This window comes from Pseudogemmobacter bohemicus, assembly GCF_003290025.1.
Taxonomy (GTDB): domain Bacteria; phylum Pseudomonadota; class Alphaproteobacteria; order Rhodobacterales; family Rhodobacteraceae; genus Pseudogemmobacter; species Pseudogemmobacter bohemicus.
Genome location: NZ_QNHG01000001.1, coordinates 1230945 through 1253932, shown reverse-complemented (window position 1 = coordinate 1253932; position 22988 = coordinate 1230945). Strand labels below are relative to the sequence as shown.

Below are 22988 nucleotides of genomic sequence, written 5' to 3'. Positions count from 1 at the left end.
CTGAATTGAGCGGGGCAGTAAAGCGGTTTTACGCCGATTTCCGCGATCTCCTGCCGAAGGGGGGGCAGAAAAGCCGGGTCCGACCGGCGGCCCGCGCCGATGGCGGCCCCCGGTCAAGGGGAGCCGCCGCAGGGACGGATGTCAGGCGAGTTCCGACAGTCGTTTCAGCGCGGTTTCAACCTTGCTGCGCTCGTCTTCGCGCGCTTCGAGATTGGCGCGGGCCTCATCAACCACTTCCTCGGGCGCGGAGGCAGCGAATTTCGGATTGTCGAGCCGGCCCTTCAGCCCGCCGATTTCTTTCCCGAGCTTCTCCAGCGTCTTCGTCAGCCGCGCCTTTTCCTCGGCAATGTCGATCAGCCCTTCGAGCGGGATCGCGAAACCAGCGCCCCCCGCCGCCACCAGGATCGAGCCTTTCGGTGCAGCGCCTTCGCTGAACCCCTCGATCCGCGCCATACGCCGGATCAACGCCTCATTGCGGCTCCAGGCCTCGCGCGCAGGCCCGGCGAGTTCCGTCGCCACGATGTCGATTTTCAGGCCAGCCGGGACATGGCATTGCGCCCGGGCCGAACGGATCTCGTCAATCAGTCCGGTAACGAAAGACATCTCGGCATCCGCTGCCTGGTCGATCAGGCCTGGGCCATATTCCGGCCAGTCTGTATGGACGAGCAGCTTTTCGCGCGTGCCGGTGGTGGCCCAAAGCTCTTCGGTGATGAAGGGTGTGAAGGGATGCAGCAGGATCATGCACTGGTCGAGCACCCAGGCCATGGTCGCCCGCGTCTCCGCCGCCGCGTCACCGTCAAAGAGCGGTTTCGCGAATTCGACATACCAGTCGCAGACCTTGCCCCAGACGAATTTGTAAAGCGCGTCTGCGGCCTGGTCGAAACGGTATTCCGCCAGCGCGAGATCAACCTCGGCCAGCGCCTTGGCGGTCTCGCCGATGATCCATTTATTGGCGGTCGCCTGGGCCACGGGCGGACCGGCTTTGGTCGTGTGGCCTTCCCAGACACCATTCATCTCGGCAAAACGGCAGGCATTCCAGAGCTTGGTGCCGAAGTTCCGATAGCCCGCGATACGGTCTTTCGAGAGCTTGAGGTCACGCCCCATCGCTGCCATTGCGGCGAGCGTGAACCGTACCGCATCCGCGCCGTAATCGGCGATCAGATCCAGCGGGTCGAGCACGTTGCCGAGTGATTTCGACATCTTCTTGCCCTTCTCGTCACGGACAAGGGCATGAACATAAACGGTTTTGAACGGCACCTGATCGACGACAGCCAGCTGCATCATCATCATCCGGGCGACCCAGAAGAAGATGATGTCAAAGCCGGTGACCAGAACGCTCGTCGGGAAATAGCGCGCCAGTTCCGGCGTCTGTTCCGGCCAGCCCAGCGTCCCGATCGGCCAGAGCCCCGAGGAGAACCAGGTGTCCAGCACATCGGCATCACGCCAGACCGGATAGATCAGCTTTGTCGGGTCCTGGGTCAGGTTATACTCCGCCAGCGCCTCCGACAGCGCCAGCTCCGCCGCCTCGCGGCTCTCGACCTCGACAATCCGCGCATGGTTCAGCGGCATCGGCAACGGTGCCAGCGCGTCCTGGAACTGGCCTGTCACATCCGCCAGCGAGGGCGCGCAGAAATAGACCGGCTCGGCGCTATTGAAGCCGCCATCATAGAGGAAGCGGAACAGCTCCACCTCGTCCATTGCATTGTCGCCCTGATCGTCTTTGAAGCCCGCCGGGCGCAGGTCGAGACCATACCAGACCGGGATCTGATGCCCCCACCACAGCTGGCGCGAGATGCACCAGGGCTCGATATTCTCCAGCCAGTGGAAATAGACCTTTGCATCACGCTCGGGCAGGATGGTGGTCTCGCCATTACGCACCGCATCCAGCGCGGGGCCGACGATTTTCGAGGTCTCGACAAACCACTGATCGGTCAGCATCGGCTCGATCACCACTTTCGAGCGGTCGCCGAAGGGCTGCATGATCTTTTTGTTCTCGACCACCGGCACCCGTTCCAGATGCTCGGCATTGGTCTCTTTGTCGATGGATTTGACCAGTTTCGTGACCGCCAGCCCCTCGGCATTGATCTCGGCCACAACGAGTTTCCTGGCCTCGTAACGGTCCAGCCCGCGCAGATGGTCCGGCACCAGGTTGATGCGGTCGATATCGGCCTCGGTAAAGCTCGCCCCATCAAGGATCGCCTGGGCATTGGCGGCGCTTTCCTCGTAAGACAACCCGTCGTCGCGCATCCGGGCGCGGGTATCCATCAACCGGTAAAGCGGGATGCCATTGCGTTGCGCGACGCCGTAATCGTTGAAATCATGCGCACCGGTGATCTTAACCGCGCCCGAGCCGAAGGTCGGGTCGGGATACATATCGGTGATGATCGGGATCAGGCGGCGGTGCTCTTGCGGCCCGACCGGGATTTCGCAGAGCTTGCCGACGATGGGCGCATAGCGCGAGTCCGAGGGATGCACCGCCACCGCGCCATCGCCGAGCATGGTCTCAGGGCGCGTGGTCGCGATGGAGATGTAGTCGCGCTCCTCCGAGAAGGTGACGTTGCCGTCCGCGTCCTTCTCCTCGTAAAGATAGGTCTCCCCGCCGGCGAGCGGGTATTTGAAATGCCACATATGGCCGTCAACCTCGGTCTGTTCGACTTCGAGGTCAGAGATCGCGGTCTCGAAATGGGGGTCCCAGTTCACGAGGCGTTTGCCGCGATAGATCAGACCCTTGTTGTAAAGGTCGACAAAGACCTTGATCACCGCATCATGGAAATTGCCATCCTCGCCCTCGGGCGCATCCGGAGCGCCGGACATGGTGAAGGCCTCGCGGTCCCAGTCGCAGGTGGCGCCAAGGCGCATCAGCTGGCCGATGATATGGCCGCGCGACTTCTTCTTCTGCTCCCACACCAGACCCAGAAACTCCGGTCGGGTGAAATCCGAGCGGCGGCGGTTGGTTTTCGCCAGTTCGCGCTCGACCACCATCTGGGTGGCGATGCCCGCGTGGTCGGTGCCGGGCTGCCAGAGCGTGTCATACCCTCGCATCCGGTGCCAGCGCACCAGCACATCTTGCAGCGTATTGTTGAAAGCATGGCCCATATGCAGGCTGCCAGTGACATTCGGGGGCGGGATGACGACGGAAAAGGCGGGCTTGCCGGGCTTTGCATTCGCTCCGGCGCGGCCGACCTTGCCGTCGATCCAGAGCTGCGAGATCCGGGCCTCGGCTTCCTGAGCGTTGAAGGTCTTTTCCATAGCCATCGCGCTTCCCCTTTTGCTGCAGGGGATTTAGCCAATGACGGGCGCAAGGGGAAGGGGCAGGGCGCGCGATAGATCGGGCTTCGCACTCTCTGACTGGTTTCGGAAGCCTCCTGCGGGAGTATTTAGGTCAAGAGGAAATGCTGACTTCCTCTTGATCCAAATACTCCGGGGGAGTCCCGGAACGGGACGGGGGCAGCGCCCCCTGCGCGAACAACCAGTCAGCGCCCAGGCCGGAAAAGAAAACCCCGCTGCAAGGCGGGGCTTTATGTCTCAACAAACGAATGGTTCGCTTATTTGGGCGCGATCATCATCACCATCTGGCGGCCTTCAAGCTTGGGCATGCTTTCGACCTTGCCGGCCTCGCCGACATCGGCGGAAACCCGGTTCAACAGCTCCAGACCCAGCTCCTGGTGCGCCATTTCGCGGCCGCGGAAGCGCAGGGTGACCTTCACCTTATCGCCTTCACCGAGGAATTTCAGTACCGAGCGCATCTTGACCTGATAATCATGTTCATCCGTGCCCGGACGGAACTTGATTTCCTTGATCTCGATGATCTTCTGTTTCTTGCGGGCTTCGGCTTCGCGCTTTTGCGTCTCGTATTTGAACTTGCCGAAATCCATGATCTTGCAGACCGGCGGCACGGCATTGGGCGAGATCTCGACCAGGTCGAGCCCGGCTTCTTCCGCCATCGCCATCGCACGCGCCGGAGTGACAACACCGACATTTTCGCCATCTGCGCCGATCAGACGGATTTCGGGCGCGCGGATACGGTCGTTGACGCGCGGGCCGGTCTCACGTTGCGGCGGGGCGTTATGGGGTCTGCGTCCTATGGTAGTATTTCCTTCTGAGGTGAAAGTCGCGGCGAACTTACTCCTGAAGTGACGGGCTTTCAAGCGCCCGACTGCGCCGCCGTCCGCGGGAAATCTGCGGGGGCAACTGCGCGGATTTCTCCGCTTTTCCGCCGGTTTGGCGCCCAAAGTCTTTTCAACGGGCAGTGATGCTGGCATATCCGGGCCATCCGGGCGTTTTTTTCCGGCAATGGGAGATTCATCATGAACAGAAGCGTAATCATCGGCGCCATCGTCGTCCTGCTGGCGGCGGGTGGATACTACCAGTTCAAATATAAGCCAGAGCAGGAAGCCGCCGCCGCTGCCGAAGCCGCCAGGAATGCCGCCGCCGCAGCCGAGGCCGCGGGCACTGCTACCGAAGCTGACGGTGATGCTGCCGGCGCCGCGACCGAAGCCGCAACCGATGCCGGCGAAGCCGTCGCCGGTGCTGCCGAGACTGCCGGTGAAGCTGTCGGCACTGCCACCGAAGCCGCAGGCAATGCCGCTGGTGCTGCGGTCGAAGCCGCTGGCGATGCCGCAGCCTCGGCCGGCGAAGCCGTGACCGGCGCTGCCGAAGAGGCTGCCACTGCGACCGAAAACGCCGTTGAAGGTGCCGCAACCGCAGCCGGCAATGCTGTCGAAGGCGCGACCGAAGCTGTCACCGGCACCGCAGAGGCCGCAAATGATGCCGCCGCCGGGGCAGCTGCCGGCGCTTCGGATGCCGCCGCAGCCCTCGACCCGGCCAATTTCGATGCGGCCAAAGTCACCGCGCTGATCGACGCCTCCTCGCTGGATGACGCGACCAAGGGCGTGCTGAAAACCGCTGTGGACAGCGCCAAAGCGAACCCGGCTCTGGTTGCCAGCGTTCTGGCCCAGGTGCGGACCGCACTCGGCCTCTGATCCGGGCCTCTGATCCGGATGCCCTGCCGGCCCCGGCCGGCAGCAAGACATGAGAGACGGCTGCGGGCGCAATCCCGCAGCCGTTTTTCGTTCTGGCCCGGGGGCTGTCTCCTGTCTCAGAACACCGGGTGGCCTCTGAGATGAGCAAGGAAAAGGCCGCCGGATTGCTCCGGCGGCCCTGTTTCTTCCAGCGGGTGGGAAATCAGATCCCTTCGCCGACAAAGGCCTTCTCGACCACGAATTGCTTCGGGTCGGAATTGGCGCCCTCTTCGAGGCCAAAGCTTTCCAGCGTCGCCTTCACATCGACGTTGAACGCGAGCGAACCGCAGACCATGGCGCGGTCTTCCTCGGGGTTCATCTTCGGCAGGCCGAGATCCCCGAACACCTTGCCCGAGGCGAGGTTGTCGGTGATCCGGCCTTTATACTGCGATTCCTCGCGGGTGGTTGTCGGGTAGTAAAGGAGCTTGTCGCCGATCAGTTCACCGATCAGCGGATCTTGCTTCAGGCCCTCGACCAGGGCACAGCCATAAGCCAGCTCGCCATTCTCGCGGCAGGTATGCATCATAATGACCTGGTCATATTTCTCCCAGGTCTCCGGCTCGCGCAAGAGCGACGCGAAAGGCGCGAAGCCGGTGCCGGTGGCCAGGAACCACAGCCGCTTGCCCGGAAGCAGCGCGTCATGCACCAGGGTGCCCACGGGTTTCGGGCGCAGGATGATCTCGTCTCCGACCTGCACATGCTGCAGCTTCGAGGTCAGCGGGCCATCCGGCACTTTGATCGAATAGAATTCCAGCTCTTCATCCCAGGCGGGCGAGGCGATGGAATAGGCCCGCAAGAGCGGTTTGCCATTATCGCCCATCAGCCCGATCATCACGAATTCGCCCGAACGGAAGCGCAGCGATTGCGGCCGTGAGACGCGGAAGGAAAACAGCCGGTCGGTCCAGTGTTTCACCGAGGTGACGGTCTGGGCATCGGGCAAATGCGGCTTCGCCGGGCGCTCGGTGGTGGCGGCGGTCTCGGTCATCTCAGGCTCCGTCTCGGGGCGCCATCGGGGCGCTGATTCATTTAAGGCGAGGACGGGCCGAGGGGAACCCGGCTTCACCCCGGCTTCACTGCGGCATATCTTCGCGTTGCCGTATATATCAGGCGCGCAGGCGGCCCTGGTAATCATGCGCCGTCCAGTTGGCGCGGAATTTCCATTGCTCTTCCGGCTGGCGTTGGGCGAGCTCGTCCGGGATTTCCACCCCGTCAAAGCCAACCCGGCGACACATCGCATATTGATCGGAGATAACCGGCCCGAGCGCAAGCAATTGCCCCTTATAGCCGAGCATCCGCAACCGGCGTGCAATGGTAAAGGCACGGCCATCGGAAAAGGCGGGGAAGGCGACGCGGATCAGGCTGAGCCGGTCGAGATGCGGGATCAGCGCCTCGGGATTGTCGGTATTCGAGAGATCGACAGCAAGATCGCCGGCGGTGAGATCGGCAAGGGCAGGAATTTCCCGCGCAGGGGCCGGGGCGAAACCGGCATCGGTGACAATAATGCTCATGTCTCAGTCCTTTATGTTCGCAGGGGCGGACAAGGAGCCCGGTTCCTTTGAAGGAACCGGACCGATTTCTTGCAAGAAATCGGCGCCGCTCATGCCGCGCTTCCGGTGTTGTTGCGGACGGGGTTGCCGCCCGCGAAATGGATGCCGCATTCCGACTTGGTCTGCCCGCGCCAGCGGCCTGCGCGCGGGTCTTCGCCGGGCTTCACCGGGCTGGTGCAAGGGGCACAGCCGATCGACGGATAGCCTTTCGCGACCAGCGGATGGCGCGGAAGGTTGTTGTTGACGATATAATCCTCAAGGTCTTCACGGCCCCAATGCGCCAGCGGGTTCACCTTGATGCGGAAATCACCCTCATTCTCGAAGAAATCCAGCGTGCCGCGATCCGAGTTCTGAAAGCGTTTGCGGCCGGTGATCCAGCCGTCAAACGGTTTCAGCGCGCGTTCCAGCGGCTCGACCTTCCTGACATTGCAGCAGGAATCGGTGCTGTAGAGATGCAGGGTATTGTCCGGATCCTCGAATTGCAGCCGGCGCGGATTGGCGCGGATGGTGCGGATATCGCAAAGATCGAGGCGTTCGGCCAGCTCGCGCTGATAATCCAGCGTCTCCTTGAACAGCATCCGTGTATCGACGAACAGCACCGGGGTCTCTGGCGCGAGCAGCGAGACCAGATGCAAAAGCACCACCGATTCCGCCCCGAAAGACGAGACAAGGGCCACCCGGCCCAGGTCTTCATCCTGCAAGGCATGTTCCAGCACATCATGGGCAGAGTGGTGTTTGTAGCGCGCATTCAGCGCGGCCACCCGGTCCGCCACCGGATAGGCGTTCAGATCACGCGGCATCCTTCGCGTCTCCGGTCTCGTAAAGGGCGGCTTTGAAAGGCTCCATCCCGAGACGGCGGAAGGCGTCGAGGAAGCTCTCGCCCGGACCATCGCGTTCCGCGAGATAGGCGCGCACGATCCGCTCCACCGCCGGGACGACCTGGTCATAAGCAAAGCCGGGGCCGGTCTTGTCGCCGATATGCGCGTCTTCTGCCCCCGATCCGCCCAGCGTGATCTGGTAGTTTTCCACGCCCGCGCGGTCGAGGCCCAGAATGCCGATATGGCCGACATGGTGATGGCCGCAGGCATTGATGCAGCCCGAGATCTTGATCTTCAGCGGCCCGATCTCATGTTCCAGATCGAGTTCCTTAAACCGCACAGCGATCTCTTGCGCGACAGGGATCGAGCGCGCGGTGGCCAGCGCGCAATAATCCATGCCGGGGCAGGCGATGATGTCGGAAATCAGCCCGACATTGGCGGTGGCGATGCCGCCCTGAACCAGCGCCGCATGCAGCGCCGGCAGATCGCCTTTATGGATATGTGGCAGGATGACGTTTTGCTCATGGCTGATGCGGATATCGTCATGGCCGAATTTCTCGGCGAGATCCGCCACCAGCTCCATCTGGGCCGAGGTCATATCGCCCGGCGTCTTGCCCTGTTCCTTCACCGAAATCGTCACGATCGCATATTGATCGTTCTTATGCGCGGCGAGGTTGGTATCGGCCCAGGCGCGGAAGACCGGATCGGATTTGTAGAAATCATCAAAGGCCGTGACGGGCGCATTGCGGAAGGCCGGCGGAGCGAAGGCGTCGCGGATGTCTTCCAGCAGGGCCTGATCGGCGCCACCGAACAGCGGGCGCAGCTCTTCGAACCGCTCCTCGATCAGGCGGGTGATCTCTTCCTTGCCGGTCTCATGCAGGGTGATCTTGATCCGCGCCTTGTATTTGTTGTCGCGCCGGCCCAGCACGTTATAGACGCTGAGCACCGCCTCGACATAGGGCAGCAGATCGGCTTCGGGCAGGAAATCCCGCACCACCATGCCGATCAGCGGCGTGCGGCCAAGGCCACCACCGACCAGCACGCGAAAGCCGGTCTCGCCACGCTCATTCTTTACCACCTGCAGCCCGATATCATGCGCGCGGATCACGGCGCGGTCATGCACAGCGCCGGTGATCGCGATCTTGAACTTCCGGGGCAGGAACTGGAATTCCGGGTGGTCGGTCGACCACTGGCGCAAAAGCTCGGCATAGGCGCGGGGATCGGCGATCTCATCGGCAGCGGCGCCGGCGAAATGATCCGCCGTCACGTTGCGCACGGTATTCCCCGAGGTCTGGATCGCATGCATGCCGACATCGGCCAGCGCGGTCAGGATCGCGGGCACGTCAGGCAGTTTCGGCCAGTTGAACTGGATGTTCTGCCGCGTGGTCCAGTGACCATACCCTTTGTCCCACCGCGCCCCGATCATCGCCAGCTGGCGCATCTTGGCGGCATTCAGCGTGCCGTAAGGGATCGCGACCCGCAGCATATAGGCATGCAGCTGCAGATAGAGCCCGTTCATCAGCCGCAAGGGACGGAACTCTTCCTCGGTCAGGCTGCCATCCAGCCGGCGCTCCACCTGCTGGCTGAACTGCGCCACACGCTCGCGGACGAAACGCTCATCGAAATCGGTGTAATCATACATGATCGAGGTCTGCCTGTTTCCCGTGGTGATAGTTCGAGGGGCCGCGGGTGCGGAACTCCTCACGGAAATGGGTGGGTTCAGGGCCATTGGGGCCCGGTTTCGCATCGGCCAGATAGGCGCCGACGATCAGCCTGCCTTGCGCATTGGCATGCAGCAGGCGCAGCTGGGCATGGGCCTCGTCTTCGATCAGCTCGGCCTCGCCGTGAACCAGCGTCCAGCGGTCATCGGCGGTGAGGTAAACCACATCGCCTTCACGCAGGCGGTTGGCGGTGACGACTTTCGGGGTAAAGCGGCGGCTCATGCGCGGGCTTCCTCGTGACTGGTAAGGGCAATGACGGCGGCGCGGGGCGCGAGGCCGAAAAGGATGACGGCGGGGCCGTTGCAACAAAGGGCCAGTGCCGGCAGCGTGGCGAGGGTCCCCGCATGGATACGCTGATCCGGACGCGAGGCGTTTTCGACCAGGGTGACCGGCGTTTCCGGCCGCGCCCCATGCATCAAAAGCCGGCCCTGAATGAAGCGGGCCGATTTCTTGCCCATATAGATCCCGGCCACCTCGCCGGGCCGTGCGAGGCCGCGCCAGTCCTGCTCGGCAAAGCCCGCCATGTCATGTCCGGTGACGATGCGCAGGCTGGCATTGCGGCCGCGTTTGGTCAGCGCCTGGCCAATGGCGGCGGCGGCAACCGGTGCGGTGGAAAGGCCGGGCAGGATGCGGAAGGAAAGGCCCCTCGCCTCAAGCGCCGCAACCTCTTCGTCGAGACGGGCGAAAATTCCGGGATCGCCGCCTTTCAGCCGCACCACACGGGCGCCGCTCAGCGCGGTTTCGACCAGAAGCCGGTTGATGTCACTCTGTGCCGTCGAGGGGCCGAACCCCTCTTTGCCGACATCAATCAGCCGCACATGGTCGGGGATCAGATCAAGCACCTCGTCACCGACCAGACGGTCATGGATCACCACATCGGCGCCTTCCAGCGCGCGCAGCACGCCCAGCGTCAGGTGATCGGCCGCACCCGGCCCGGCACCCGCAAAGATCACGGGCGGAAGGTCTTGTTTGTCGGCGCTGGCCTGGAACATGGCTTCGGTCTTGGCTTTGTTGCGGAGTCGCTTTCGCGGTAGCAGCAATATAGGACTTTTTCCCATGAATCGGCCAGATCCTCTTGCAGATAAGGAAGAATGTTCCGATACTCTGGCGCCAAGGAACGCAGTTCTGCGTCAGAGGGGAAATCAGGAATGGCAGCCGCGCTGGACGATCTGGACCGGAAAATCCTGTCCGAACTGCAACAGGATGCAGAGCAGTCACTGGACGAGATTGCCCGCAAGGTGGGCTCGTCGAAAACCCCGGTCTGGAACCGGATCCGGCGGATGAAGGAACAGGGCGTGATCTCGCGTCAGACGGTGATCCTTGATGCCGAGGCTCTGGGGCTGGAGGCCTGCTTCTTCGTGCTGATCCGCACCTCGGAACATGAGGCGGAATGGCAGCGGAAATTCCTCCACGCCCTGCGCGAACGCCCCGAGGTGCTGGAGGCGCATCGCCTGGCCGGCGATATTGATTACATTCTGAAAGTGCGGGTGAAAAACGCGCGCGCCTATGATGAATTCTATCAGGCGCTGATCTCCGAGGTGCGGATCTACAATGTGACCGCGCTTCTGAGCATGGAAGAGATCAAATCGACCACGGTGCTGCCGGTCTGAAAGGCTGTCTGAAAGGCGGGCCGATCAGCCGGTCTGGCGCAGTCGGGGCAGGCGCACGATCCCCTGCGCCACCAGCACCCCAAGCGCCACAAGGCCTGCCGCTCCGGCCTGGAGCCAGTTCCACGGCGCCGAGAGCCAGAGGAACATGATGATCATCACATAAAACGGTGAGGCATTGGTGTGCAGCGAAGACATGCCGATGCCGATCCGGTTGATCGAAATGATCCACAAAAGCTGGCACAGCGCGAGGCCACCGATGGCGAAAAGGCAAAGCGAGATCACCTCGCGCAGCCCCCAGAGGCCGGGATCGGCCAGCGGCGTGCCAAGGGCCAGGTTGGCGCCCGCGATCACCAGCATGGAAATCGCCGCCCCCGCCATGGTCAGCGCGGTGCGTCCGATCAGCGAAAGCGAGGGGAAGGCGGTCACGGTCAGCCGCGATCCCAGCGTGTATAGCAACACCGAGCCAAAGCAAAACAGCGCTCCAAGCGCCACATTGCTGCCCCCCGCGCTGAAATCCAGCGCAAGCACGCCCCCGGCCATGGAAAGCCCAATCCCGGCAAGAAGTTGCCCGGTGAGCCGGCGCCCGTCCCACAACACCTCCAGTGCGATGGCAACAATCGGCATCGCAGCGGTGATCACGGCAGCCGTCACCGGCCCGCCCGCCGCCTGGCCCATGATCAGACACCAGGCCGCGACCCCGATCAGCGCGCCCACGAGAATACCGCGCAGCCAGTCCGCCCGGATAACCGCCCGCCAGCCATCGGCAAGGATCCAGACCGGCAGCAATACCATAGCCGCAAGGCTGATCCGCAAGGCGCCCAGCTGGTCCGAAGGCATGATCGGGATCAGGAACTCCGCCGCCGGCAAGCCGGCCGCCCAGACCACCATCGAAGCCATGCAGATCAGATGGCCAGATAGCAACCGGTTCCCCGGCACCTGCTGGCCAGGGATCGGATCAGAAGGCGGGGCAGGGCGGGCATAACTTGTCATGCAGGCATGCTGTCATGTCGTACCACCCGCAACTGTTCTGCCCGCGACCTGTCCTGGCGCAATCTGGCCGCCCCGGACGGAAGATGAGTATTTAGGTCAAGAGGAAGAGGCATGACTTCCTCTTGATAAAATACTCCCGCCGGAGGCATCCGCACGCAGCCAGGGGCCATGCCTCAGAAGGCAGCAAGCGCCGAAACAATTGCACCAAAATCCGCCGCTTTCAGGCTGGCGCCACCGACCAGCGCCCCATGCACATGCGGGACCGCAAAGATCTCACCCGCATTCGAGGGTTTGACCGAGCCGCCATACAGGATCCGGATCGCGCCGGCAGCGCTGCCAAAGCGGGCATTCAGCGCGCGCGCAATGAAATCATGCACTTCGGCGATCTGTTCAAGGGTCGGGATGCGTCCGGTTCCAATCGCCCAGACCGGTTCATAGGCGATCACCGTATTGGCGGCGCTGGCGCCATCGGGCACCGATCCGGCCAGCTGCGCCCCAACGACATCGAGGGTGCGCCCGGCATCGCGCTCGCCCCCGGTCTCGCCGAGACAGATCACCGCAACCAGCCCCGCTTCACGCGCTGCCAGCGCCTTTTGCGCCACCAGCTGATCGGTTTCACCATGATCGGCGCGGCGCTCGGAATGGCCGAGGATCACATAGCCGGCCCCGGCATCCTTCAGCATCGCCGCCGAAACATCGCCGGTATGCGCACCGGAGGTGTTCTGGTGGCAGTCCTGGCCACCCAGCGACAGCGCGGTCCCCGCTGCCAGTGCCGCCATCGGCGCAAGCAGTGTCGCGGGTGGGCAGATGAGCATTTCACAGCCCGGATCGGGATGGTCCGCCAGCAGGCTCCGGATCTCGCCCAGAGAAGCCGTGCTGCCGTTCATCTTCCAGTTGCCTGCTGCCAGTCTGCGCATCCGATCTCTCCCCGTTGCCGCTGACATCTGGTCGCAAATTCCAGCCCCTCATGCAATGGGCGCCCGGGTCTTTACAGGATGCGGGTCTTTGCAGGACGGGGGCCCTTACAGGATGGGCTTTGCATCAGGGCGAGGCCGCTCCGGTCAGGGCGCGGGTGGTGTTTCCGCAGGCTCGCTAAAGCGGATTGATTCGCCGCAGCCGCAGGCCTCGGCCACATTCGGATTGCGGAAGACGAATTTCGATTCGAGCAGGCTGGTCTCGTAATCAATCACCGTGCCGATCAGGAACATCTGTGCCATGGGGGCGATCAGCACGCGGGCACCATCCTGTTCGACGATCTCATCCAGCGGATTGACCTCCTGGACGTAATCCATCGTGTATTCCATCCCCGCACAGCCGCCCTTTTTGACGCCAATCCGCAGGCCCTGGCTGCCATCGCGCGCCATCAGGCGGGTGATCTGCTTTGCAGCTGCCGGGGTGATTGAAACGGCGGCTTTGCCGGGGATGCCGAACATGATGGAAATCCTTTGTCTGACACAAAGGTAATCCCGCAGCGTGATCGCTTCAAGAGGGGGCGCCTGTTACGAAGGCGCAAGTCGTCACGAAGGTGCAAGCGGGGCCTTCTCGCGTCGCCGTGCCGCACTTTCCGCCAGCCGCGTCGCGATCCGGTCGCGGTTCAGCGCCAGCGCCAGCGCATCGGGCCGCCAGTCGCCGGTCGAGGCCGCAGGAATTCCCGTGGTAAGATCCCCCGGGCTGGTGAAGGAGGGCTGATATCCGCGCGCCTGCATCTCGGCGATCAGCGCGGCCTGGCGGTAGGCCAGCCAGCCGAGCCGGGGATAAAAGAACCGCACATGCCCCGAACCGAGCCGGTACTCGCGCGGATTGCGCGGATCATCCGGCGCCTCGCCGCGCAGAATGGCGGCGCGGACAAGGCCAAAAATACGCGGCAATTCGCGATATTCCGCGATCAGATGCGCGGCGCTCAGCTCTTCGGGCGGGATGCAGTTGATACGGGTCAGGGCGGTGGACGCTTACATGAAGCCCAGTTCAAGGCGGGCCTCATCCGACATCATCTCCATTCCCCAGGGCGGGTCGAATGTCATCTCGACCTGGACCTCGCGCACGCCAGGCGTGGCCTCGACAGCCTCCTGCACCCAGCCCGGCATCTCGCCGGCAACCGGGCAGCCGGGGGCGGTCAGCGTCATCACGATCTTAACCGCATTCTCACCGTCGATGGCGATGGTATAGACCAGCCCGAGATCGAAGATATTCACCGGGATTTCCGGGTCGAATACCGTGCGACAGGCATCCGCCACCTGATCGTAAAGCGGGTGGTCGACAGAGGAGGGCGCAATCAGCGGCGCGCCTTCATCAGCAGTCTGATCGGCAGTCGAGGCGGTCATGTCCATCGGAATGGTCCCGGTCCGGAAAACTTCTGGTCTCAATATAGGGATTGTGCCGCCAAGGTCCAGATCCGCCGGTCTGTTTCGGCCGCAGCCATAAGGGGGCGGCATGGGCGCCGTCCTGGCGCAGAGCCTGATCAGGATGCAGCCCCGCCCGCGCGAAGTACGGGTTTCGAAAAGCCACCGCGCGTAGCGCGGCTACCCGAAAAATACCGCGCGCAGCGCGGCAGGGGCGGGGCGGTAAACCGCGACTGTCTGGTCGGGCTTGTGGCGCCGGGCAGGGCGTGTGCTCAGGGGGCTGAGACAGGGACCGGGCAGGGCGACCGCTGAAACAGCACCGCACAGCAAGGACGACCGGCGGTCTTTAGGACGCCGGCGCCAATATTGCGAAAGGAGCCGCGGTTCAGAACGGGATCTCGTCATCCATATCGGAATTGCCGCCCGAGGGGCCGCCGAAACCGCCGCGCCCGCCGCCAGAGCCACCACCCTGATTGCCGCCACCCTGGTTCCCGCCGCCATAGCTGCCACCCGAGCCCCCGCCCGAACCGCCACCATAGCCGCCGCCCTGGCCGCCGTAATCGTCGCCATAGCCACCACCCGACGGGCCGCGATCGCCGCCGCCGCCTTCACCGCGCCCGCCGAGCAGCGTCAGATTGCCCGAGAAGGGGCGCAGCACCACCTCGGTGGAATAGCGGTCCTGGCCGGACTGATCCTGCCATTTGCGGGTCTCCAGCGCGCCTTCGATATAGACGGTCGAGCCCTTGCGCAGATATTGCTCGGCGATTTTCGCAAGCGGTTCCGAGAAGATCGCAACCGAATGCCATTCGGTGCGCTCCTTGCGCTCGCCGGTATTGCGGTCGCGCCAGGTCTCAGAGGTGGCGATCCGCAGATTGCAGACCTTGCCGCCATTGGGAAAGCTGCGCACCTCGGGGTCGCGGCCGAGATTGCCGATGAGAATGACCTTGTTGACCGATCCGGCCATATGCGCCTCCACTGTGATCTCTGATGTGATCTCTGAATTTCTGACTGCCCCGGACACTGGCGTGATCAGGGTTACCACTCCGTTGACGACCGCTTCTAAAGCCAGGACCGCCCTGTCGCAACCGGACTCTCTGACCCTGTTGAGCAAAGGGACCCTGTCGAGCAAAGGTCATTTCGCGCGCTCCGGGGCAGGAAACGCAGCGTGGCCGCGCCGGATCGGCGGGGATTTGCCGGTTTCCCGCCAGGGGCGGGCGATTACCGGCTGGCCGGATTGCCCTTGCGCCGCTATAGTCTGCCCCGATTTGGTGGCTGTGGACGGCTTTCATATGCATCTTCGGTTCAGAGCAGCGCTGGCGCTGAATGTTTCCCTTATGGCCGCTACGGGTGCGATTTCTGTCGGGTTTTCCGGCATCGCCGCTGCCGAGTCGCTCAAGCTCCACGGGTCCAGCAAGTCGCGCAATTCGGTCTTCGAATCGCAAACCGCGCTGCTTGATGGCAAGTTGTCCAAACAATATTCCGGTTCGGTCAAACTTAAACCGAATTACAAGGCGGGCAAAGAGGGGGAGGGCGCGACAGAGACCGCCTCGGCGGAATCCGTGCCGCGCTATAATGGCCGCTACAAGGGCGAGCATCTGGAATATGCGAAGTCTGTGGCGCGCAAACATGGCGTGCCGGAGGATCTGTTCCTGCGCCTCGTGCAGCAGGAAAGCGGCTGGAATGCCCGCGCGGTCAGCAACAAAGGCGCTACGGGCCTTGCGCAGCTGATGCCGGGCACGGCCAGGCTGCTGGGCGTCGATATCGACGATCCGAAACAGAACCTTGAGGGCGGCGCGCGCTATCTCAAGATGATGCATGCGAAATTCGGCTCGTGGAAGCTGGCGCTGGCCGCCTATAATGCCGGGCCTGCTGCGGTCGAGAAACATGGCGGCGTGCCGCCCTATGCCGAAACCAAGGCCTATGTGAAGGCCATTCTGGGCTGATCCTTGCCGGGATACTGCCCCGGATCCGGCGCGATCCGACGCGATCCGGCTGACATCCTGACCGGGGCTCGCGCCGCAGTTTTCCCCGATCCGGTCGCGACGGAAATATTTGCCCGCGGCGTTTACGCAACAGGCTTTTACGCACTGGCAAATTTACGCTTTCCAGGGCAAAACACTGCTGAACCGGCGTTGCCTTCGGGCGGCGTTCCGGGCATTCAGGAACAGAACTAAACCGCAGGGTTCAGAATGAGCGACTTCGCTTCCCTCCGCATGACGATGGTGGATACCCAGATCCGGCCTTCCGACGTCACCCGGTTCCCGATCATCGACGCGATGCTGCATGTTCCCCGTGAGAACTATGTGCCGCAATCGAAACGCGATGCGGCCTATATCGGCGCCAATATCGATCTCGGCGGCGGCCGTGCGCTGCTGGAGCCGCGCACCTTCGCCAAGATGATCGAGACGCTGGACATCCTGCCCTCGGACCTGGTGCTGGATGTGGGCGCCGGGCTTGGCTATTCCACCGCGCTGCTGGCGCGGCTGGCGCAGACCGTGGTGGCGCTGGAAGAGGATGAGGCCATGGCTGACGAGGCCGGGCGCGTTCTGGCGGCTGACGGGGTCGATAATGCGGTGGTGGTCAAGGGCGCGCTGACGGCCGGCGCCGCGAAATACGCGCCTTATGATGTGATTATGATCGGCGGCGGCGTCGAGGATGTGCCGCAGGCGCTTGCCGATCAGCTGAAAGAGGGGGGCCGCATCGTCACCGTCGTCATGTCCGGGGCGCTTGGCACCGTGAAACACGGGCTGAAAACCGATGGCCGCATCGACTGGCGTTACGCCTTCAATGCCAGCGCGCCGGTTCTGCCGGGATTTGCAAAAGAAAAGACCTTCTCCCTCTGACAGGGTGACAGGAACCGGCCCGGGGCCCCGGGGCTTGCGAGCAGACAGGACGGACGTATATGCGCAACTGGCTCAAGGTGATGACGATCAGCGTGGCGGCGGCAATGGTGTCGTTGCCGGCAAAGGCGGAGACCCTGGCCGATGCGCTGATCGCGGCCTATCGGAATTCGAACCTCATGGCGCAGAACCAGGCGGTGCTGCGCGCAGCCGATGAGGATGCGGCGATTGCCATGTCGGCCTTGCGCCCCGTGGTGGCCTATGCGGTCCGCGCCGGATCCAGCTATTCCCATACCGAAGGCTTCGCGAATAGCGGTTTTCTGGGCACTGGCCCGGTGATCCCCACCTCGAACTGGTCCAAAAATTTCAGCGCCTCGTTCGAGCTCAGCGTCACGCTGACGCTGATGGATTTCGGGCGCCGCGCGCTGTCGCTGGAGATCGCGCGCGAGAACGTCATGGCGACACGCCAGGCGCTGGTTTCGGTCGAACAGGATGTGCTGCTGGCCGCAGTGCGCGCCTATGTTCAGGTGCGGCTGCAGCTGGAAATCGTGGCGCTGCGCCAGTCGAATGTGCGGCTGATCACCCAGGAACTCCGCGCCGCTCAGGACCGGTTCGAAGTGGGGGAGATCACCCGCACTGACGTCTCTATCGCCGAGGCGGCGCTGGCGGCGTCGCGCGCCAATCTGGCTGCGGCCGAGGGCGATCTGAAAGTCGCACGCGAGACCTATAAGGCCGCGACCGGCGCCTATCCGGGCAAGCTTGCGGCGCTGCCGAAAAGTCCGGGGATCGGCAATAGGATGGAAGAATCGCGCGATGTTGCGGTGCGCAGCCATCCGGCGATCCGTCAGTCGCAGCACACGGTCAAAGTGGCCGATCTGAACGTGGAACTGGCCGAAGCGGCGATGAAGCCGGTGCTGGGCCTTTCCGCCGGCCTCAGTGCCAGCCGCTCCGAAGCCGATGGTCTGACCCGCGATACCGATGTGCTGGGCGGCAGCGTTGGTCTCAATCTGAGCCAGACGATCTATGCCGGCGGTGAATATTCCGCCCGCTATCGCAAGGCGGTGGCGCAGAAAGAGGGCGCCCGCGCCGCGCTGCATCAGACCGTGGTGACGGTCGAGCAGAATATCGGCACGCTCTGGGCGATGCTTGAGGTCTATAACGCCTCGATCGAGGCCTCGCGCCAGCAGATCGCTGCGGCCCAGGCGGCCTTTGAGGGGGTGCGTGAAGAGGCGGCGCTTGGCGCCAGGACCACGCTTGACGTGCTGGATGCGGAACAGGATCTGCTCAACGCCCGCGCCTCGCGGCTTGAGGCCGAGGCCAACCGCTATTACGCAGTCTACCAGATCCTGTCGGGCATGGGTCTGCTGACCGTCGAACATCTGAATCTCGGCATCCCGACCTACGACCCCGAGGCCTATTACAACGCGGTCAAATCGGCGCCGACCACCTCGGTCCAGGGTAAGAAACTCGACCGTATCCTGAAACGCGGCAATAACTGATCCGCAGCGGATCTGCGGGCATTGCCCTGGCGGATCGCGGGAAACTTTCAGACAGGGCCGGAATGCGACAGGCATTCCGGCCCTGTCCCATTCCGGGGGGGGGCGGGATCTGCATCCCCAGGTTGCGATTTCGGCAGCTTCCTTGTCTGCGGGCCGAACTGGCGATACACTGGCGCTAAGAAAAGTCAGTGACGGGCAGGGCAGCATGTCGGAACCACTCACATCGCATGAGATCGAGGATGTTCTTTCCTCGATTCGCCGCCTTGTATCTTCCGAACTTCGGCCATCGCTGAAACCGCCGGTCAATGGCGCGGCGGTGGATAAGCTGCTGCTGACCCCGTCTTTGCGCATTGTCGGGGATCCGCCAGTGGTGAAACCCGCACCCGTCGCGCCCGCACCCGTCGCCGAGACCGCGCCAGAGGCCGCGCCTGCCGGGGGGGGGGATGAGGCGCCGATGGCAGTGCTTGGCGATGACGAGATTCAGGTCTTCTTCGGCGAGGCTGCGCCGCTTGGTCGTTCCTATCGCGGTGAAGTCTATGATGATGCGGGCCTCTCTGAAGGCGGCCCGGGCCTGCGGGTGGTGCTGGACAGCCGTCCCACCATCGCCGAACCGCTGACCGAGGCCGATGCGGGGGAAACGGCGGATAAGCCCATGCTGCTCCGGGCCGCCGTTCCGGTGGTCGACTGGAATCAGGGCGGTGAGGATTGGGCAGAAGACATGGAGGCCGGGGCGCTTGCGCCGCCGCCCCGCCAGGACCGTTCGCAAGAGCCTCTGGCACGCGCATGGGCCGACCGCGCCGAGGCGCAGATCAAAGAAGAACTGACCCGCCCGGAAATGCCTCGCCCGGCGCCGGTGCGTGTGATTCCGATGGTGGAAAGCCCCGTTGGCGGGGCCGCGCAGGATCGGATGGGCGAGCGGATTCCCCCGCAGGCAATGCCTGTCGGGGCAGAAGCCGCAGAGGCCGAGAGCGATGATTCCTGGATCGACGAGGAACTGCTTCGCGATCTGGTCACCGGGATCATCCGCGAGGAACTCGCCGGTACGCTGGGCGAACGCATCACCCGCAATGTGCGCAAGCTGGTGCGGCTTGAGGTCAACCGCGCCCTGACCGCCCGCGATTTCGAGTAAACCCCAGCCCGAGTAAACCCCAGCCAATGCCGGGACTGCCAGAGCCCCGAAACGAAAAAGCGCCCCGAAAGGGCGCTTTTGTCATTCCTGTTCCGTCGCTTTGGGCTGCGATCAGGCGGCTTCTGCCTGATCCGCTTCCAGCGCTGCACGACGCTCGGATTCCTCGCGGCTCAGCGCGACCGAGGTACGGATGCCTTTGGCGACGAATTCCATCAGCCCTTTGACCACACGCTCATTCGGGTCGATGCCGGCACAGGACAGCACTTCGCGCCCATCGCGCGAGCGGGCCCAGCGGGCGATCTGCTCGGGGCCATTACCGTATTTCTTATCATCGGCAATCGCATCATCGAGCGCCGCCAGAACCACGGCAGCAAAAAGCTTGCGAGCGCGCTGACCCTGCTCGAAATTGAAAGCCGTACTATCGATGGAATCGAGCATCACGCACATCCTTGGTCGTTTTTTGATCTTGCCGGGCCGCCTGCCGCTTGTAACGCCTTGATCACGATTCGGGCAGTCCTGTTTGGAATGGCTGTCATGCACCAGGCGCATAGGTCAGAACATTGGCCACATAATCTGGGTGTTGTGCAGGGGGGGCACCGCCGAAATATGGGTTCAGGGAGAAGATTTTCAAGCTCACCCGGATTGAATGACCGTAAAATCGGCGGCATTTCTGCTTGCCCCTGCCGGTGAAAGATGCCTCTGCCCGGATTTTCGGCAGGGGGATGCGCGGAAAATCATCGTTTCCGAAATCCTGACGACAGCCGTGATCCGGGCTCTGCGGCCCGGCCCTTGCCCGTCACTGCGTCTTCTGGCTCAGCCTTCCGGGCGCAGCCGGGCCTCTCCAGCGCTCAGATCGCCCCCCATGCGGTCAAAGCGCATATGGGCCAGCGCCTGGCCACCGGCGCTGGTGCCGATCTGGCCGGCCTCGCGCCCGTCGGGCAGGGTGATCGGCGTGCCGGGCGCGGCCTCGCCCTCGATCGCCAGCCGCACCAGACCCTTGCGCAGCTCGGTCTTGTGTTTCATCCGCGCGGTGACTTCCTGGCCGACATAGCAGCCCTTGCGGAAATCGACGCCATGCAGCCGCTCGAATCCCTGCTCGAGGATGAAGCTTTCATTCGGGCGCAACTCGTTGGGATATTCCGGGATCAGATTGGCAAGGCGGATCCTGTCCCAGTCCGGGGCGGGCAAGTCGGTGCCGGGCAAGTCTGTCTCGGGCAAGTCTGTGTCGGGCTTTGGCATCGGCGCGTCGCCGTAAAGCCGCCAGCCAAGCGCCTGATGGCGCGGATCAGGTATCGCGCCGTCGGGCGGCGCGCCGGTGCCGCGGGACAGCACCAGATCGCCGGCGCTGATCACCACCGCCGCGCGCAGCTTGTAAAGCGTCAGCAGCCGCTGCACCTGCGGCGCGAGTTCCGCGTCGATATCCAGGAAGATCAGCCCTTCGGGATCGCCCGGACGGCGCGCAAGGAAGAAGTCGGCGATATATTTGCCCTGGGGCGTCAGCAAAGCCGCCCAGACGAGGCCCGGCCCCTTTTGCAGCGGCAGCACATCATTGGTGACAAGGCCCTGCAGGAAGGGGACCGCGTCCTTGCCCTCGATCCGCAGGATCTTGCGGGGGCGCGGTGAGGGGGCGGTGTCGGTCATGGTCTGGTCCGGTCTGGTCGCTGTCATGGCAATATGGGGCAGGGCTGCCGGGCCGGGAAGGGGGTGCCTGGACATTCAGTCGCGGAATTGCAGCGCATAGAGCCGGGCATAATGGCCGCCGGCGGCAATCAGCGCGTCATGGCTACCTTCCTCGACCACGCTTCCCTGATCGAGCACCACGATATGATCGGCCTCGCGCACGGTGGCCAGGCGATGCGCGATCACCAGCGTGGTGCGCCCGGCCTGGGCGCGGGCCAGCGCGCTGGTCACTGCGCGCTCGGAGGCGGTATCCAGCGCCGAGGTCGCCTCATCCAGCAAAAGCACCGGCGCATCCGCCAGCAGAGCCCGCGCGATGGCGACGCGTTGCCGCTGCCCCCCCGACAGGGCCGAGCCGCGCGGGCCGGCCATGCTGTCGACGCCCTGCGGCAGGCGGGCAAGGAATTCGCTGACCCGCGCATCTTCCAGCGCGGCATCGAGGCGGGCATCGGTAATGCCCTCGCGGCCAAGGATCAGGTTCTCGCGCAGCGTCTCGTCAAAGAGAGCCGCCTCCTGGCTGACGGCGGCAAAGAGGCTGCGCTGACCGGCAAGGCTCATCTGTCGCGTATCGGCGCCGCCGATCAGGATGCGGCCCTGACCGGGATCGGCCAATGCGGTCAACAGATGGAAGATCGTCGATTTCCCAGCCCCCGAGGCGCCGACCAGCGCGGTCACGCGGCCCGCTTTGGCGGTGAAACTCAGCCCGCGCAGCACCGGCGTTTCCTCATAGCCGAAGCTGACATTTTCCAGCCGGATCTCGGGCGGCAGCGCATCGGGCGCGGCAAGGCTGGTGGCGGGGCGGGTGGTCTTCGGTTCGGTGTCGAACAGGCCGTAGATGCGTTCCAGCGAGGCCAGCGCGATCTGGCGCTGCCCGGCGATTTCCGAGAGTTTGCGGATCGGCTGGAAGGTCAGCGCCATGGCGGTGAAGAAGGCCATGAATTCGCCGGTGGTGCGGGTGCCCTCGACCACCTGGGTGCCGCCAAAGATCAGCACCGCGAAAAAGCCGACCCCGGTGACGATATCGACCAGAGCCGGCATGGTTGACCGCCCCAGCGTCGATTTGATCTCGGCGCGGCAGATGCGGCGGACGATGCCCGCGAAACGGCTGGTCTGATACGCCTCCATCCGGTTCAGCTTGACCTGCTGGATACCGTGGAAAATCTCGTCGAGCCTGGTGGCTCGCAGCCCGGATTCCACCCGCATCTGCCGGGTCTTGCGGCGCACATAGCGTTGCAGCGCCATCGCGGGCAGCAGCAGCAGCGGCGTGCCGATCAGCGCCACCAGCGTCCATTGCACGTCGATCATCAGTGCCACCACAAACAGCCCGATCAGCGAAACGAGGTCGCGCCCGATACCGGCAATCACCAGTTGCGTCGTGGTCTGGGCGGCGATGGTGTCACCCTGCACCCGCTCGATCAGCGAGCCTGGCGGGTTCTTCTGATAGAAATCACCGTCCAGCGTCAGCAAATGGCGCAAAAGCGCGATCTGCATCTCGGTTGCATTGGTGAAGTTGACCAGCGCCAGCAGCCAGCGCCCGAGGATCGAGGTCATGGCGCGGAAGAAGAAAAGTGCAAGGATGCCAAGGCCGACCCAGATCAGCGCCCCTTCGGAGCGCGAGGTGAAGACATCATCGAACAACGGCTCCAGCGTGGCCGATAAAAGCCCCAGCGTCGAGCCTTCCAGCGCCGAGACCAGCAGCGCGATCATCATCAGCCCAAAGCGCCGTTTCAGGAAATCGCGCCAGAAGCGGCGGAACAGCTGGTCCCGCTTTTCCGGCGCCACCGGCCCGGGCATCGG

Annotated in this window: 23 protein-coding genes; 6 read left to right on the top strand and 17 right to left on the bottom strand. The window is 63.7% G+C overall.

Annotation, left to right across the window (positions count from 1 at the left end):
- Positions 1 to 141: 141 nt before the first annotated feature.
- Together DRF71_RS05920 and infC are read right to left on the bottom strand one after the other, a co-directional pair.
- Positions 142 to 3255: a valine--tRNA ligase gene (locus DRF71_RS05920; protein WP_112309550.1), complete on the bottom strand. Its 3114-nt coding sequence runs from the start codon at positions 3253 to 3255 to the stop codon at positions 142 to 144.
- Between the two features lie 290 nt (positions 3256 to 3545).
- Positions 3546 to 4232, bottom strand: a complete 687-nt coding sequence (gene infC, locus DRF71_RS05915; protein ID WP_232831320.1) for a translation initiation factor IF-3 — start codon at positions 4230 to 4232, stop codon at positions 3546 to 3548.
- A 75-nt stretch (positions 4233 to 4307) separates the two neighbouring features.
- On the opposite strand from infC, the gene DRF71_RS05910 reads away from it, so the two are divergent.
- Positions 4308 to 4982 carry a hypothetical protein gene (locus DRF71_RS05910; protein WP_112309549.1) on the top strand — a complete coding sequence of 225 codons (675 nt, stop codon included), beginning with the start codon at positions 4308 to 4310 and terminating at the stop codon, positions 4980 to 4982.
- A 202-nt stretch (positions 4983 to 5184) separates the two neighbouring features.
- On the opposite strand, the gene DRF71_RS05905 is transcribed toward DRF71_RS05910, so the two are convergent.
- The 6 genes from DRF71_RS05905 to cobA all read right to left on the bottom strand — a co-directional run bounded on the left by DRF71_RS05905 (position 5185) and on the right by cobA (position 10099).
- On the bottom strand, positions 5185 to 6006 hold the full coding sequence (locus tag DRF71_RS05905; protein WP_112309548.1) for a ferredoxin--NADP reductase: 822 nt from the start codon (positions 6004 to 6006) through the stop codon (positions 5185 to 5187).
- A gap of 118 nt (positions 6007 to 6124) precedes the next feature.
- Positions 6125 to 6529 (bottom strand): DUF934 domain-containing protein, encoded by a 405-nt coding sequence (locus DRF71_RS05900; protein WP_112309547.1) that lies wholly within the window; start codon positions 6527 to 6529, stop codon positions 6125 to 6127.
- 89 nt (positions 6530 to 6618) lie between these two features.
- Entirely contained in the window at positions 6619 to 7368 is a 750-nt protein-coding gene (locus DRF71_RS05895) for a phosphoadenylyl-sulfate reductase (RefSeq protein ID WP_112309546.1), read from the bottom strand.
- Positions 7358 to 9028, bottom strand: a complete 1671-nt coding sequence (locus tag DRF71_RS05890) for a nitrite/sulfite reductase (protein WP_112309545.1) — start codon at positions 9026 to 9028, stop codon at positions 7358 to 7360. The genes DRF71_RS05895 and DRF71_RS05890 overlap by 11 nt, the downstream gene beginning before the upstream one ends.
- Complete coding sequence (locus DRF71_RS05885; protein WP_112309544.1) at positions 9021 to 9329, bottom strand: DUF2849 domain-containing protein; 309 nt, start codon at positions 9327 to 9329, stop codon at positions 9021 to 9023. Before DRF71_RS05885 ends, DRF71_RS05890 begins: the two co-directional genes overlap by 8 nt.
- Entirely contained in the window at positions 9326 to 10099 is a 774-nt protein-coding gene (gene cobA, locus DRF71_RS05880) for a uroporphyrinogen-III C-methyltransferase (protein ID WP_112309543.1), read from the bottom strand. The genes DRF71_RS05885 and cobA overlap by 4 nt, the downstream gene beginning before the upstream one ends.
- Before the next feature lie 156 nt (positions 10100 to 10255).
- Between cobA and DRF71_RS05875 the strand changes: the two genes are divergently transcribed.
- Entirely contained in the window at positions 10256 to 10717 is a 462-nt protein-coding gene (locus tag DRF71_RS05875; RefSeq protein WP_112309542.1) for an Lrp/AsnC family transcriptional regulator, read from the top strand.
- Between the two features lie 24 nt (positions 10718 to 10741).
- On the opposite strand, the gene DRF71_RS05870 is transcribed toward DRF71_RS05875, so the two are convergent.
- The 6 genes from DRF71_RS05870 to ssb all read right to left on the bottom strand — a co-directional run bounded on the left by DRF71_RS05870 (position 10742) and on the right by ssb (position 15010).
- A complete protein-coding gene (locus DRF71_RS05870) occupies positions 10742 to 11707 on the bottom strand; it encodes a DMT family transporter (protein ID WP_112309541.1) in 966 nt (321 codons plus the stop codon).
- 173 nt (positions 11708 to 11880) lie between these two features.
- Positions 11881 to 12624, bottom strand: a complete 744-nt coding sequence (gene tpiA / locus DRF71_RS05865) for a triose-phosphate isomerase (RefSeq protein WP_112309540.1) — start codon at positions 12622 to 12624, stop codon at positions 11881 to 11883.
- Positions 12625 to 12768: 144 nt separating this feature from the next.
- Positions 12769 to 13140: a HesB/IscA family protein gene (locus DRF71_RS05860; RefSeq protein WP_112309539.1), complete on the bottom strand. Its 372-nt coding sequence runs from the start codon at positions 13138 to 13140 to the stop codon at positions 12769 to 12771.
- 84 nt (positions 13141 to 13224) lie between these two features.
- Entirely contained in the window at positions 13225 to 13626 is a 402-nt protein-coding gene (locus DRF71_RS05855; protein ID WP_332872051.1) for a pyrimidine dimer DNA glycosylase/endonuclease V, read from the bottom strand.
- A gap of 30 nt (positions 13627 to 13656) precedes the next feature.
- Complete coding sequence (locus DRF71_RS05850; protein ID WP_408634519.1) at positions 13657 to 14034, bottom strand: SUF system Fe-S cluster assembly protein; 378 nt, start codon at positions 14032 to 14034, stop codon at positions 13657 to 13659.
- A gap of 397 nt (positions 14035 to 14431) precedes the next feature.
- Positions 14432 to 15010 carry a single-stranded DNA-binding protein gene (gene ssb / locus DRF71_RS05845; RefSeq protein ID WP_112309537.1) on the bottom strand — a complete coding sequence of 193 codons (579 nt, stop codon included), beginning with the start codon at positions 15008 to 15010 and terminating at the stop codon, positions 14432 to 14434.
- Between the two features lie 370 nt (positions 15011 to 15380).
- Between ssb and DRF71_RS05840 the strand changes: the two genes are divergently transcribed.
- From DRF71_RS05840 to DRF71_RS05825, 4 genes are all read left to right on the top strand, one after another.
- Complete coding sequence (locus DRF71_RS05840) at positions 15381 to 15989, top strand: lytic transglycosylase domain-containing protein (protein ID WP_112310019.1); 609 nt, start codon at positions 15381 to 15383, stop codon at positions 15987 to 15989.
- 246 nt (positions 15990 to 16235) lie between these two features.
- Positions 16236 to 16889, top strand: coding sequence for a protein-L-isoaspartate O-methyltransferase family protein (locus DRF71_RS05835; RefSeq protein ID WP_112309536.1), 654 nt, complete (start codon positions 16236 to 16238; stop codon positions 16887 to 16889).
- A gap of 59 nt (positions 16890 to 16948) precedes the next feature.
- Positions 16949 to 18385: a TolC family outer membrane protein gene (locus DRF71_RS05830; protein WP_112309535.1), complete on the top strand. Its 1437-nt coding sequence runs from the start codon at positions 16949 to 16951 to the stop codon at positions 18383 to 18385.
- Positions 18386 to 18590: 205 nt separating this feature from the next.
- Positions 18591 to 19514, top strand: coding sequence for a hypothetical protein (locus DRF71_RS05825; RefSeq protein WP_112309534.1), 924 nt, complete (start codon positions 18591 to 18593; stop codon positions 19512 to 19514).
- 111 nt (positions 19515 to 19625) lie between these two features.
- On the opposite strand, the gene DRF71_RS05820 is transcribed toward DRF71_RS05825, so the two are convergent.
- The 3 genes from DRF71_RS05820 to DRF71_RS05810 form a co-directional block, all read right to left on the bottom strand.
- A complete protein-coding gene (locus DRF71_RS05820; protein ID WP_112310018.1) occupies positions 19626 to 19952 on the bottom strand; it encodes a DUF6280 family protein in 327 nt (108 codons plus the stop codon).
- Positions 19953 to 20327: 375 nt separating this feature from the next.
- Positions 20328 to 21155, bottom strand: coding sequence for a CAF17-like 4Fe-4S cluster assembly/insertion protein YgfZ (ygfZ, locus tag DRF71_RS05815; RefSeq protein ID WP_112310017.1), 828 nt, complete (start codon positions 21153 to 21155; stop codon positions 20328 to 20330).
- Positions 21156 to 21230: 75 nt separating this feature from the next.
- Positions 21231 to 22985, bottom strand: a complete 1755-nt coding sequence (locus DRF71_RS05810) for an ABC transporter ATP-binding protein (protein ID WP_112309533.1) — start codon at positions 22983 to 22985, stop codon at positions 21231 to 21233.
- Positions 22986 to 22988: the final 3 nt, after the last annotated feature.